This window comes from Microbacterium sp. A93 (genome assembly GCF_051842835.1).
Genome location: NZ_JBPXMT010000010.1, coordinates 240,501 through 253,669, shown reverse-complemented (window position 1 = coordinate 253,669; position 13,169 = coordinate 240,501). Strand labels below are relative to the sequence as shown.

Here is a 13,169-nt window from a genome sequence, read left to right as displayed (position 1 = left end):
CCGGGTGTCCGGCTCCGCGGGAGAGTCCGGCCCATTCTGAGTCGAGGTGGATCGCGGTGGCGCAGCGGGGCTGGAGGTCTGTCCGGACCCCGGTGGCCTTCTCGGCCGTGGGGGCCGTCGTGGCCACCGGCGCCTTCCTCTACCCCGGGTTCGAGACCGCCGAGGTCGACCTGCACGACGGCGGCATCTGGGTGACCTATGACGAGGGCGGATACCTCGGTCACCTCAACTATGACTCCTCCACCCTGGACGGCGGCCTCAAGCCACCCGTGGAGCAGTACGACCTGCACCAGCAGGACGGCACGGTGCTCATGCTCGACCCCGCGTCCGGGGCCCTGACGGGAATCGACGTCACCGCCATGGCCGTGGGCGATCAGGTCATGATGCCCGCCACCGACGGGTTCGCGCTGGGCGGCGGGGTGGTGTCAGCGAGCAACCCCCAGGAGGGCACCGTGTTCGCCGGCACCGTGGACCCGGCTCCCCAGGTCTCCGCCGAAGACCCCCTCTACGAGTCGGAGGGGGCGGTGGCCTCCACCACCACCCTGGACGGCCACACCCTGGTCGCCGATCTCCACGAGGGGACCGTGCACCGGTTCGAAGCCCCCGAGAGGGCGGGCGGAGCCTTCTCGGAGGCCGACCGGCAGGACGTAGAGGGCCTCCGGGAGATGTCCGAGCCCACCGTGACCGCCGTGGGTGAGGTGGCCGTCGTCGTGGATTCCGCCGCCGGCCGGTTGGCGTGGCCGGGCGGCGCCGCCCAGGACAACCGTCTCGTCGGGGCCGTGCCCCAGCCCCCGGGCCCGGCGGCAGACCGGGTCGCCCTGGCCACCGGCCGGGACCTGCTCTCCGTAGATCTGGGCAGCGGCGAGGTCACCTCCCTGCAGCTGGCCGACCCGGCGGACCCCGGTGCCGGATCCTCCCAGCCGGCCGGAGTCACCGCGGCCGCCGGCGCCACGGCGCCGGTGCGGGTGGGCGACTGTGTCCACGCCGCCTCCGCGCAGACCGGCCACTACCTGCGCGACTGTGAGGGCGAGGGGCAGGACCAGATCGTGCCCCTGCCGCAGTTCCAGTCCGGCGGCGAACTGGTCTTCCGGGTGAACCGGGACCGGGTGGTGCTCAATGACACCGGCGCCGGCACCACGTGGATGGTCCTCGAGCAGATGAGGGTGGTGTCCAACTGGGAGGACCTGGAGCCGCCGAAGGGTGAGGGGGACGAGCAGGAGGAGGAATCGGACGAGGTCACCCAGCAGACCGTCCTGCCGGACCGGCAGGAGGAGAACCGACCGCCCGTGGCCGTGGACGACACCTTCGGGGTCCGGGCGGGGCGGACCACCCAGCTGCCCGTGCTGTTCAACGACTCTGACCCGGATGGTGACGTGCTCACGGCACGTCTGGACGGGGACCAGCCGGGGGTGGGCACCGTCCAGCGCATCCTCGACGGTGTGGGGATGCAGGTCGTGGTGCCGGAGTCCGCCAGCGGCTCGGAGGAGATCTCCTACGTGGCTGATGACGGCCGGGGTGGGACCGACACCGCGCAGATCCAGCTGCGGGTGGTGCCGGAGTCCCAGAACGGCGCCCCCACCCAGGAGCGCATCCCGGTGCTGCGCGTGCCGGCCGGTGAGTCCGTGACCGCGCAGGTCCTGACGGACTGGCTGGACCCGGACGGTGATGACCTGCAGCTCACCGGAGCGGCCGCCGACGACCCGGACAGCGTCCGGACCCGCCCCGACGGCGAGCTGACCTTCCAGGACAACACCGGCGAGCCGGGGACCCGCGAGATCCAGGTCACCGTCTCCGACGGCCGGGAGGCCACCACCGGCAAGGTCAACGTGGAGGTGATGGAACGCGGCGGCATCCAACCACCGGTGACCCAGGCGGACCACGTGACCATCCGGGCCGGCCAGGAGGGGACACTGCACCCCTTGGAGAATGACGAGGACCCGATCGGTGGGCAGCTGCGACTGGCGTACGTGGGCAGCCTGCCCGAGCTGGAGGTCTCCTACAGCACCACGGCCGGGACCGTCCAGATCGCCGGGCAGGCGCCGGGGACGTACTACCTCGAGTATGTGGCCGCCAACGAGTTCGATTCCGCGCCCGGACTGATCCGGGTGGACGTGCTGGCCGAGGAGGAGGACGCCGGCCTGCCGGTGGCCGTCCGGGATACCGCCCTGCTGCCGGCCGGCGGGGACGTCCTGGTCAACGTGCTGGGCAACGACACCGACCCCTCGGGCGGCCTGCTGGTGGTCCAGGGGGTCGAGGGCGTCGAGTCCTCGGGGGGCCAGTCCCCGCCCGTGACCGTCGCCGTCGAGGATTTCCACCACGTCCGGGTGGTGGACAGCGGGGGGCTGAGCGCCCCGGTGACCTTCAGCTACCGGGTGGCCAACGCCCACGGTACGTCCATCGGCGAGGTCACGGTGGTCCCGCTGCCCGCCCCCGAGGTCCTCCAGCCGCCCGTGGCCGTGGCGGACTCCGCCACCGTCCGCGTCGGGGACATCATCACCGTGGACGTCCTGGCGAATGACATCCACCCCAACCAGGAGGAGCTCACCCTGGCGCCGGACCTGGTGGAGGGCCCCGGCGAGGGGCAGGGCCGGGCCTTCGTCTCGGACGGACGGCTGAGGTTCCGGGCCGGTCACGAGGCCGGCCGGGTCAGCGTCTCCTACGAGGTCGTCGGCCCGGATGGCCAGAGGGCCGCCGCCCCGGTGGAGTTCACGGTCACGCCCATGGACCGTGCCGCGAACAACCCGCCCGTGCCGCCGAGCGTCCAGGTCCGGGTCCTGGCCGGCAACGCGGTCACCGTGCCCTTCGACCTCCACGGCGTGGACCCGGACGGGGACTCGGTGACCCTGGTGGGCGTGCAATCACCCCCGGTCCAGGGCTCGGTGCGGATGGAGGAGGGCCGGCTCGTGTACACGGCCACCGACACCGCGGCGGGCACGGACACCTTCACCTACCAGGTCGTCGACCGGCTGGGAGCCACCGCCACCGGAACCGTCTCCGTCGGGATCGCCCAGCCCTCCGCCACGAACCACCCGCCGGTGGCCCTCGACGACTCCGTGGCGGTCCGGCCCGGCCGGACCTTCACCACCAACGTGCTGGTCAACGACGCCGATCCGGACGGGGACCCCGTCGCCCTGGTGCAGGGCGGTTTCCAGTCCTCGGTGCCCGAGACGGCGGTAGAGATCGTCGACGGCCTCGTGCGGGTCACGGCCCCGGAACAGGCCGGCCACGTGAACCTGCAGTACACCGCCGCCGATCCCGCGGGGGCCACGGACACCGCGAACCTCTCCATCACGGTGGACCCGGAGGCGCCCCTGATGCCACCGATCGCCCGGGACGACTCGGTCGGCGTGGAGCAGATCGCGGACCGGGAGCAGGTCGCCGTCCCGGTACTCGAGAACGACGAGGACCCGGACGGCGCCGTCGGTGACCTCGAGATCTCCCTCGATCCGGCCACCGAGGAGGCCGGGGCGCGCGTCCAGGACGACCAGATCGTGGTCCCCGTGGCCCAGGACGCCCAGACGCTGATGTACACGGTGACCGACGTGGACGGTGGCACCGGCCATGCCTTCATCCTCATCCCGGGCCAGGATGCCAGGGCCCCGTGGCTGACCACCGCGGAACCCCTCGAGGTGATGGCGGGGGAGCCGCTGCGGGTGGACCTGAGGGACCACATCGGTGTCCGGGACGGCCGGACCCCGAGGCTGAACGGCGACGACGCCGCGACGGCGGCGCCGGCCTCCGCCCGTCTGGACATCGACTCGGCCACCGAGATCGTCTTCACCGCTGACGAGGCCTACTCCGGGGGCGCCTCGGTCAACGTCACCGTGACGGACGGTGAGGGTGGAGGTGACCCGAACGGGCTCGTCTCCACGCTCTCCCTCCCCGTCACGGTGACCCCGCGGCCGGAACAGAACAGCCCACCTTCGGTCCAGTCCAGCTCCCTGGAGGTGGAGCAGGGCGGGGACCCGGTCCACCTGGACCTGGCACCGCTGGTCCGCGATCCGGATGGCGACGAGCTCACCCTCGCGCTGGGCGAGGCCACCGGCGAGATCAGCGCGGACCTGGACGGGACCGTGCTGACGGTGATCCCCTCGACCAATGCCGAGCGGGGCTCCTCCGGGGCGGTGCGCTTCACCGCCACCGACGGCTCCTCGGACCCGGTGCCGGCGGAGATCTCCGTGAGTGTGGTGGGCACCTCCCGCCCTGCCCCCCGGGCGCTGGACGACCAGGTGCCGGAGGGGCGGGCCGGCGAGCCGGTCACGGTGGACGTGCTGGCCAATGACGTGAATCCGTTCGCCGAGGAGGGCCCCCTGACGGTCATCTCCGCTGCCGCGACCACCGGATCCGGGACGGCCGAGACGGACGGCGCCACGGTCACCATCACCCCGGACGCGGACTACTCGGGACGGATGCAGGTCACCTACGGGATCGAGGACATCACCGGTGACCCGATGCGTCAGGCGCAGGGCACCATCACCGTGGTGGTCAAGGCCGCCCCCGGCGCCCCCGGGGTCCCGCGGGTCGAAGGGGTCGAGGACGGCGAGGTCTCATTGTCCTGGGCCGCGCCCCCGGACAACGGCGCGCCGATCACCGGTTACACGGTGACGGACACGACGACGGGCTCCACCCAGGACTGCGCCGCCACCTCCTGCACGGTCACCGGGCTGGCCAATGCGGTCGAGCACCGCTTCTCGGTCACGGCCGCCAACGAGGTGGGCGATTCGGATCCCTCCGGCACCTCGGCCCCCGCGATCCCGGACGTCCGTCCGGAGATGCCGGTGGCCCCCACCCCGACCGCCGGGGACGGCGTGGTGGATCTGACCTGGACGACCCCGCAGAACCGGGGTTCGGCGATCACCGAGTACCGGGTGCAGGTCTCCCCGGCACTGGGCGGGTCCACCACGCGCACCACCGGGGCGGGGACCACCCTGCGCTGGGACGGGCTGGGCAACGGCGTGCCCTACCGGTTCCGGATCCAGGCGGTCAACCAGGCGGAGGAACCCTCCGAGTGGTCCGGCTGGTCCACCGACGCGATCCCGGCCGGCAAGCCGCTCACACCGGGGACCCCCTCGGCGGTCAAGGACGAGTCCGTGGTCAGCGGCGGCGTGGTGCGGCTCGCGTGGTCCGCGGCGGACGACAACGGGGCGTCCCTGACGGGCTACACCGTGCGCGCCCACGCCGGCGGGTCGGTCGTCGAAACCCAGAAGGTGGCCGCCGGCAACACGTCGTATTCCTGGTCCGGACTGGACAAGTCCACGTCGTACACCTTCACGGTGGTGGCCCACAACATCAAGGGCGATTCCCCGGCGTCGGGCGCCTCCGCGGCGGTGACCCCCTTCGGTCGTCCCGGTGCGATCACCGGTCTGAGCACTTCGGCCACCGGCACCGACCGCGCGTTGACGATCTCCTTCAGCGGCGCCGCCAGCAACGGCTCACCCGTGAGCTATGAGTACTCCCTCGGCGGAGGGTGGGCCAGCCTCGGGTCCAGCACCTCCGGGACCATCACGGTCCCGGCCAACGGCACCAGCTACCCGCTGACGGTACGGGCCAAGAACGCGGCCGGGGTGGGCACCTCCCAGAAGGTCTCCACGGCCAACGCCTACGGGCCGCTGAAGCCGCCGGCCGTCACGGCCACGGCGAGCCAGGGCCGCGTCGCGTTCTCCTGGGGCACCAACACGGCCACCGCCGGCAACGGGCGCAACGCCACTATGACCACCACCCTCAACGGCCGGCAGATCCAGAACAGCGGCTCGCACACCACCGAGTGGGTCCGCCCGGCCACGGGCTACACCCTGGAGGTGACGGTGTGCGCCGGCGGTGACTGCGCCAGCTCAGAACGCAAGGCCACCTCTCAACGGGTGCCCGACCCCACGACCAGTCTCGCCCTCGGGGCGGCTTTCGGGGACCCGGAGGCCTGCGGCGGCGACAGCGCCTTCAAGAACTGCCACTACTCGGTGCTCAACGCCCGCGGCTTCGAACCCCACCAGGCCGTGACCGGCGGCACCTGCCGGGGCATCAGGGCCGAGGACGGCCGGGAGACCTCCTGGTATCCGGGCGATGTGGACTTCATCGCGGATGCACAGGGCCGGCTCGTGAACGGCAACGTCGGGTGCCAGCCGCACGATGCCCTCTCGGCGGTGTGGATCGAGATCGGCGGTACGGTGACCAACCGCATCCACGCCCCGTGGCGCTGAGCACCGGTAGACTGGACCACCGGATCCCCACCCACCCACACTAGGAGTTGCCACCATGGGCGCAGAGCTGATCTCCGGCCGCAGGGCACGGATGCAGCGGACCACGTCCGAGTCCGATGTCTACCTCGAGATGGACCTGGACGGAACCGGGACCTCGGAGATCTCCACCGGCGTGCCGTTCTACGACCACATGCTCACCGCCCTGTCCAAGCACTCCCAGATCGACCTGACGGTGCGGGCCACGGGGGACACCCACATCGACGTGCACCACACGGTGGAGGACGTGGCCATCACCCTCGGCGAGGTGCTCAAGACGGCGCTGGGGGACAAGGCGGGCATCCGCCGCTTCGGCGAGGCCTCGGTGCCGCTGGACGAGGCGCTGGCGCGCGCCGTCGTCGACGTCTCCGGCCGTCCGTACCTGGTCCACGAGGGTGAGCCCGAAGGCCAGCAGTACCACCTGATCGGCGGGCACTTCACCGGCTCCATGACCCGCCACGTCTTCGAGTCCATCACGTACCACGCGTCCATCTGCCTGCACATGGACGTGGTCCGCGGCCGGGACCCGCACCACATCGTGGAATCCCAGTTCAAGGCCTTCGCCCGCGCCCTGCGCGCCGCGGTGGAGGACGATCCGAGGGTGACCGGCGTGCCGTCCACGAAGGGCGCCCTGTGACGGGTTCCCGCCCGAGGATCGCCGTCCTGGACTACGGCTCCGGCAACACCCACTCCGCCGTCCGTGCGTTGCAGCGTGCCGGGGCGGACGCCGAGCTGACCGCGGACGCGGACACCGTCATGAACGCGGACGGGCTCGTGGTCCCCGGCGTGGGCGCCTTCGCCTCGGTGATGGCCGCCCTGCAGAAGATCGGTGCGACCCGCTGGATCGGCCGCCGGGTGGCCGGTGGCCGTCCCGTGCTCGGGATCTGCGTGGGCCACCAGATCCTGTTCGACGCCGGGGTGGAGCACGGGGTGCGCACCCAGGGCATGGGCGAGTGGCCCGGCGTGGTGGAGGCCCTGCCGGCGAGGATCGTCCCGCACATGGGCTGGAACACCGTGAGTCCGGCGGCCGGCTCGCAGCTGTTCCGCGGGATCGAGGACGAGCGCTTCTACTTTGTGCACTCCTACGGCGTGCTGGACTGGAGCTTCGAGGCCACCCATCAGGCCATGAACCCGCCGCAGGTCACCTGGTCCCACCACGGGGCCGACTTCATCGCCGCCGTGGAGAACGGCCCGCTGTCCGCCACCCAGTTCCACCCGGAGAAGTCCGGGGACGCCGGCATGCAGCTGCTCACCAACTGGTTGGAGACCCTGTAATGCCGTACTGGACCACTCTGCTGATCGCCCTGGGCGGGCTACTGCTCGGCGGCGCCTACTCCCTGCGCAAGCAGGAGTTCCCGCTCTGGCTGCAGATCGGCTTCGTCCTGTGCGCCGTGATGGCCATCCTGGCCGGCATTCTGCTGGCTCTGTAATTTCGTTTCCGCACCCGAGAGGACCCCTTGATGACCCAGAAGAAGCTTGAGCTGTTGCCCGCCGTTGATGTCCAGGACGGTCAGGCCGTGCGCCTGGTCCAGGGCGAGGCCGGCTCCGCCACCGGATACGGCGACCCGCTGGAGGCCGCCCTGGCCTGGCAGCAGGCCGGTGCCGAGTGGATCCACCTCGTGGATCTGGACGCCGCCTTCGGTCGCGGTGACAACCGTGAGGTCATGTCCCGCGTGGTCACCGAGCTGGGCGTGAAGATCGAGCTCTCCGGCGGGATCCGGGATGACGCCTCCCTGGAGAATGCCCTGTCCATGGGCGCCGCGCGGGTGAACCTGGGCACCGCCGCCCTGGAGGACCCGGAGTGGACGGCGCGGGTCATCGAGCGCTACGGCGAGCAGGTCGCCGTCGGGCTGGACGTGCGCGGCACCACGCTGGCCGCCCGCGGCTGGACGAAGGAGGGCGGGGACCTCTGGGAGGTGCTGGCCCGCCTCGAGGAGGCCGGCTGCCCCCGCTACGTGGTCACGGACGTCACCAAGGACGGCACCCTGAAGGGCCCGAACACCGAGCTGCTGGCCGAGGTCGCCACCCGGACCGCCCAGCCCGTGATCGCCTCCGGCGGCATCTCCTCGCTGGAGGACATCGCCGCGCTGTACGCGATGGTCGGCGTCGGCTCCGCAGACGGGATCGTCGGAGTGGAGGGAGCCATCATGGGCAAGGCCCTCTACGCCGGGCGCTTCACCCTCGAGCAGGCCCTGGCCGTGGCCAGCGGTGCGAGCATCGAGCAGGCGGTGGCGGAGCACCCCGCACCGTGACGGAACGGCACCTCCCCGGGCACATCCAGGCGGCCATCAACCGGAACCTGCAGCGGCAGCCGCCGCAACAACAGCGGGACGACGCCGGCCGCCCGGCCGACTCCGCGGGCGTCGCTTGGGAGGGCCGGGACCTCTCCGGCGGCGGGATCGACGGCTCGGCGAACCCGCTGCACGCCTTCGACGCCGACGACGGCACGGCGGACCCCGCCTGGGGCGCCGTGCTGGACCGGCTGGCCGCGGGTGAGGCGGGGGAGCCCGAGGTGGTGGACACCCTGTCCCGGATGCGGGTGTTCGCCGCGGTGGTGCCGACCGTGGCGGAGCACGACGAGCACGGCGGCGACAAGGAGGCCGACGTCGCGATCGTGACGCTCAAGGCCCCGGACGGCCGCACCGCCCTGCCCGTGTTCACGAACGTCCCGGCGTTGACCGCCTGGCATCCGCAGGCGAGGCCCGTGGCCACCTGGATGCCGCGGGCCTGCCTGTCCGCCGTGGACGAGGGCGCCGAACTCGTGGTGGTGGACCCCGCCGCCGAACGCACCTTCGTGGTGCGCCGGCCCGCCGTGTGGGCACTGGCCCAGCAGCAGACCTGGACCCCCTCCTATGCCGACGAGGTGCTGGCCGGCGAGCTGGCCTCCGTCGTGGACCTGGTCCCGGGGCTACAGCGGATCGGGCTGGCGCCCGGATCCGGCGTGGCCTCCCGCACCGCCACCGGTGCCGTGCTGCCCGGCGGGGGATCCGGGCCGGAGCTGGCGCTCGTGGCTTATCCGGATGACGCCCTGACCGCGGCGGCCCAGGAGGGGGACGAGTCCGGGCTGCGGCTGATGGCCGCCACCCTGCAGCAGGTCTTGGCCGAGGTGCCGTCCCTGGCCCAGAAGGCCGACTCCGTGGAGATCACCGTCAGCCGTTGACGGGCCCCGGTGCGCCGTTCGGGCCTGCCTCGAGCCCCCGCCCCAACCGGGAGAACACGCGCAACAGCGTCTCGGCTTCTCTGGGCTGAAGCCGGTCGAGGAACAGGTCCTGGACCTGGCGCGAATGCAGGGCCGCGGCCTTGCGGAACAGATGCCGGCCGGCGTCGGTGATCACGGCCTCCGCCCCGCGCCGGTCCGCGGCCGCGGCGCAGCGCTCCACCAGCCCGCGCTGTTCCAAGGTCTTGACCTGGTAGGTGACGCGGGACGGGGAGAAGACCATCAGCCGGGCCAGCTCGCCCATCCGCATCCGGCCCGCCGGGGCCTCGGAGAGCAGCAGCAGCAGGTTGTAGTCGGCCAGGTGCAGGTCCGCCCCGTCCTTGAGCGTGCGGTCCAGGCGGTCCTGCAACAGGGCGGTGGCCTCGAAGTAGGCCCGCCACGCCTGCCGCGGCAGCCCGGCCTCGGTACCGCCCGGCACGGCCGTCCGGGACCAGGCGTCAGTATCCACGGAGGAGCTGGTCAAAGGGGATCACCTCCAGCGGTTTGGCCTCCCCGGACTGCCGGCGTGGACGGGCCGGCAGCCGGCCGACCACGGAGGCCAGGTCCTCGCCGGCGGCGTCGATCCGGTGCTGCAGCGGCGTGGTGCGCGCCGATGCCTGGCCGCCGGTGACCTCACCCCAGTCGTCCGAGGCGGCGTAGACGGAGGAGGAGAGGACTTTGGTGCGCAGGTAGCTGAACAGCGGTCGAAGCGCCGAGTCGATCATCAGGGAGTGTCGCGGCGTGCCGCCGGTGGCACCGAGCAGCACGGGCACCCCGCGCAGGGCGTCGTTGTCCACGAGGTCCCAGAAGGCCTTGAACAGCCCCGAGTAGCTGGCCTTGAAGGTGGGGGAGACGGTGACGACGGCGTCGGCCTGCTCCACCTCGTCCAGAGCCGCCTGCAGGGCGGCGGGCCGGGCGGTGTTCACCGTGGCCTCGGCGATCTCGGTGGCCAGCAGCCGGATCTCCACGAGGTGGACGTGGGGGACGATCCCCTCGGCCGAGAGCTGATCGGCGGCCGCCTGGGCCATCCGGTGCGCCAGCTGTGTGGAGGAGGAGGGATCCCCCAGGCCGCCGGAGACCACCACGATGTGGCGGGCCTGCGGCGTGAAGGGGTCGGTGGTCTCGGGGGAGAGGCTCACTTCGCCTCCTCCTGTGATTCTTCCTGAGCGGCCTGTGCGGCGCGTTCCTGCGCGTCCTTGTAGGCCTGCGAACCCTCGGTGCCGCCGGGGACGGGGGCCTCGCCGCGACGGGCCCGCTCCACCAGGAACTCGTGGGTGGGTGCCTCGGGAACATCCGCGGGCTTGAGGGCTGCGAACTCCTGGCGCAGCACCGGCAGGACTTCTTCGCCCATGAGGTCGAGCTGCTGGAGCACCACGTCGGTGGGCAGGCCGGCGTGGTCCATGAGGAACATCTGGCGCTGGTAGTCGCCCACCCAGTCCCGGAACTCGAGCGTGCGCTCGATGACCTGCTGGGGGGAGCCCACGGTCAGCGGGGTCATCTTGGTGAACTGCTCCAGGGACGGGCCGTGGCCGTACACCGGGGCGTTGTCGAAGTACGGGCGGAACGCCTTGACGGCGTCCTGCGAGTTCTTGGCCATGAAGGCCTGGCCGCCGAGGCCCACGTAGGCCTGGTGGGCCTTGCCGTGGCCGTAGTACTCGTAGCGCTGGCGGTAGAGCTGCACCATCTGGATGATGTGCTCCTTGTTCCAGAAGATGTTGTTGTGGAAGAACCCGTCACCGTAGTAGGCGGCCTGCTCGGCGATCTCCGCGGAGCGGATGGAGCCGTGCCACACGAAGGGGGCCACGCCGTCCAGCGGCTGCGGGGTCAGGGTGAAGTCCTGCAGCGGGGTGCGGAACCGGCCCTGCCAGTCGATGTTCTCCTCGTGCCACAGGCGGTAGAGCAGGTGGTAGTTCTCCACGGCCAGCGGGATGCCTTGGCGGATGTCCTTGCCGAACCAGGGGTAGACGGGGCCGGTGTTGCCGCGGCCCATCGTCAGGTCCAGGCGACCGTCCGCCAGGTGCTGCAGGTACGAGTAGTCCTCGGCCAGACGCACCGGGTCCATGGTGGTGATCAGGGTGGTGGCGGTGGAGAGGATGAGCTTCTCGGTCTGCGCGGCGAGGAAGGCCAGCAGCGTGGGCGGGTTGCCGGGGGCCACGAACGGCGGGTTGTGGTGCTGGCCGGTGGCGAAGACCTCGAAGCCGGCCTGCTCGGCGTGCTTGGCGATCCTGACGGTGTCCTTGATGCGCTGGTGCTCGGTGGGGGCGGTGCCGTTGGTGGGGTCGGTGGTGATGTCGCCGATGGTGAAGATGCCGAACTGCATGGGGGTGACTCCTGGTCTGCCGGGGAGGGTGGCCTCGATGAAAGTATTGCAAATTTGAATCACCTAGTCCAACGGCGGGGTGCCGCGGAGTATTCCCGGTGTGTTCCCGCCTGCGGCAGACTGGGGTCCATGCCCAGCACCAACGCCCTCGAGACCACGGATCTGCTGGTGATGCAGCAGGTCACCGGCTTCCTGTCCAACGACTTCGCACTGGAGGACTCCGAGGGCCGGGTGGTCGCCCACGGGCACACCCGGGGTTCGGCGGCCTCCCGGATCTTCGGTGGCAACCGGCAGTTCGAGATCACGGACCTGGACGGGACGCCCCTGTTCCACGTCCACGACCCCATGACCCTGGGGCGGGACCGCTACCGGGTGACCGATCCGCAGGGTGGGCCGATCGCCGATCTCCTCCAAAGGATGACCTTCTTGCGCACCTCGGTGCAGATCTCCGTGGTGGACGGCACCGAGCTGGTCTTGGACGGGAACCTGAGGGGCATGGACTTCCGGCTCACCGCGGGCGGCACGGCCGTGGCCACCGTCAACCGGAAGTGGGCCGGACTCGGCCAGGCGCTGATGGGCCGCAGCCGCTATGGGCTGTCCCTGGACCCCGGGATGCCCGGGCTGGTGCGCTACGCCGTGATCGGTTCCGTGATCGCCCTGGACCTGATCCGGGCGAAACAGAGCCGCCGGAACAACGACTGAGCCGCCACCGCTGGGGCTACGCCCGGGTAACCTGATCACGTGGACTTCGCCGCCTACGGACACCTGCTGCGGGACACCCGCATCCGCCGGGTGCTCGGTGTCGGCTTCATCGCCCGGTTCCCCAACGCCGCCACCGGCATCATCCTCACCCTGCACGTGGCCGTCACCCTGGACCAGGGCTACGGGGCCGCCGGGCTGGCGGTGGCCGCCATGACCCTGGGGATGGCCGTGGGGTCCCCGTGGCGCGGCCGACTGGTGGACCGGGTGGGCCTGCGGCGTGCACTGATCCCCTCCGTGGTGAGCCTGGGGATCGTCTGGACGGCCGTGCCGTTCCTGGACTTCCCGTGGCTGCTGATCGGCGCCTTCCTCGGTGGGCTGTTCGCCCTGCCCGTGTTCTCCGTGGTGCGCCAGTCCATCGGCGTGCTCACCCACGGGCCGCGGCGGGAGACGGCCTTCGCCCTGGACTCGATCATCACCGAGACCATCTTCATGATCGGCCCCGCCCTCGGGGCGGTGGTGGCCACCAGCTGGTCGAGTGCCTGGGGGCTGGCGATCGTGGGCTGGTCCGCCGTGGCCGCCGGGCTGTACCTGATGTGGTTCAACCCGCCCACCCGCTCCTCCCAGCTGGGCACCTTCCTGGCCCGGCCCGGCACGGAGCGCGAGTACTCGGCCCAGGAGGACCTGCAGCGGGCCGTGGACGGGGGCGGTCCTAAGGGTCCAG

Annotated in this window: 10 protein-coding genes and 1 pseudogene; 8 read left to right on the top strand and 3 right to left on the bottom strand. The window is 71.6% G+C overall.

Annotated features, from left to right (window positions below):
* The first annotated feature begins 56 nt into the window (after positions 1–56).
* From ACSU1G_RS24045 to ACSU1G_RS24020, 6 genes are read left to right on the top strand one after another with little or no spacing between them, the layout of a single operon-like run.
* Positions 57–6,194 (top strand): Ig-like domain-containing protein, encoded by a 6,138-nt coding sequence (locus ACSU1G_RS24045; protein WP_439282542.1) that lies wholly within the window; start codon positions 57–59, stop codon positions 6,192–6,194.
* Between the two features lie 55 nt (positions 6,195–6,249).
* On the top strand, positions 6,250–6,867 hold the full coding sequence (gene hisB / locus ACSU1G_RS24040; RefSeq protein ID WP_439282541.1) for an imidazoleglycerol-phosphate dehydratase HisB: 618 nt from the start codon (positions 6,250–6,252) through the stop codon (positions 6,865–6,867).
* Positions 6,864–7,505, top strand: coding sequence for an imidazole glycerol phosphate synthase subunit HisH (gene hisH / locus ACSU1G_RS24035; RefSeq protein ID WP_439282540.1), 642 nt, complete (start codon positions 6,864–6,866; stop codon positions 7,503–7,505). Before hisB ends, hisH begins: the two co-directional genes overlap by 4 nt.
* Positions 7,505–7,660: a hypothetical protein gene (locus ACSU1G_RS24030; RefSeq protein ID WP_439282539.1), complete on the top strand. Its 156-nt coding sequence runs from the start codon at positions 7,505–7,507 to the stop codon at positions 7,658–7,660. Before hisH ends, ACSU1G_RS24030 begins: the two co-directional genes overlap by 1 nt.
* Before the next feature lie 30 nt (positions 7,661–7,690).
* Entirely contained in the window at positions 7,691–8,482 is a 792-nt protein-coding gene (priA, locus tag ACSU1G_RS24025) for a bifunctional 1-(5-phosphoribosyl)-5-((5-phosphoribosylamino)methylideneamino)imidazole-4-carboxamide isomerase/phosphoribosylanthranilate isomerase PriA (protein WP_439282538.1), read from the top strand.
* Positions 8,479–9,390, top strand: coding sequence for an SseB family protein (locus tag ACSU1G_RS24020; protein WP_439282537.1), 912 nt, complete (start codon positions 8,479–8,481; stop codon positions 9,388–9,390). The genes priA and ACSU1G_RS24020 overlap by 4 nt, the downstream gene beginning before the upstream one ends.
* Here the strand turns inward: ACSU1G_RS24020 and ACSU1G_RS24015 are convergent.
* From ACSU1G_RS24015 to ACSU1G_RS24005, 3 genes are read right to left on the bottom strand one after another with little or no spacing between them, the layout of a single operon-like run.
* Positions 9,380–9,910, bottom strand: a complete 531-nt coding sequence (locus ACSU1G_RS24015; RefSeq protein WP_439282536.1) for a MarR family winged helix-turn-helix transcriptional regulator — start codon at positions 9,908–9,910, stop codon at positions 9,380–9,382. The genes ACSU1G_RS24020 and ACSU1G_RS24015 overlap by 11 nt on opposite strands.
* On the bottom strand, positions 9,885–10,565 hold the full coding sequence (locus tag ACSU1G_RS24010) for a CE1759 family FMN reductase (RefSeq protein ID WP_439282535.1): 681 nt from the start codon (positions 10,563–10,565) through the stop codon (positions 9,885–9,887). The genes ACSU1G_RS24015 and ACSU1G_RS24010 overlap by 26 nt, the downstream gene beginning before the upstream one ends.
* Entirely contained in the window at positions 10,562–11,746 is a 1,185-nt protein-coding gene (locus tag ACSU1G_RS24005) for an LLM class flavin-dependent oxidoreductase (RefSeq protein ID WP_439282534.1), read from the bottom strand. Before ACSU1G_RS24005 ends, ACSU1G_RS24010 begins: the two co-directional genes overlap by 4 nt.
* Before the next feature lie 129 nt (positions 11,747–11,875).
* Here ACSU1G_RS24005 and ACSU1G_RS24000 point away from each other — a divergent pair, with 129 nt between their 5' ends.
* Both ACSU1G_RS24000 and ACSU1G_RS23995 read left to right on the top strand, forming a co-directional pair.
* The gene (locus ACSU1G_RS24000) at positions 11,876–12,448 is read left to right on the top strand and encodes an LURP-one-related/scramblase family protein (RefSeq protein WP_439282533.1); all 573 of its coding nucleotides are present in this window, start codon (positions 11,876–11,878) and stop codon (positions 12,446–12,448) included.
* A 39-nt stretch (positions 12,449–12,487) separates the two neighbouring features.
* Positions 12,488–13,169: pseudogene (locus tag ACSU1G_RS23995) on the top strand (MFS transporter); the annotation flags it as partial.

Coding starts and splice junctions, on each gene's coding strand:
- hisB (WP_439282541.1), top strand. CDS start 6,250: ATGGGCGCAGAGCTGATCTCCGGCCGCAGGGCACGGATGCAGCGGACC.
- ACSU1G_RS24030 (WP_439282539.1), top strand. CDS start 7,505: ATGCCGTACTGGACCACTCTGCTGATCGCCCTGGGCGGGCTACTGCTC.
- priA (WP_439282538.1), top strand. CDS start 7,691: ATGACCCAGAAGAAGCTTGAGCTGTTGCCCGCCGTTGATGTCCAGGAC.
- ACSU1G_RS24005 (WP_439282534.1), bottom strand. CDS start 11,746: ATGCAGTTCGGCATCTTCACCATCGGCGACATCACCACCGACCCCACC.
- ACSU1G_RS24000 (WP_439282533.1), top strand. CDS start 11,876: ATGCCCAGCACCAACGCCCTCGAGACCACGGATCTGCTGGTGATGCAG.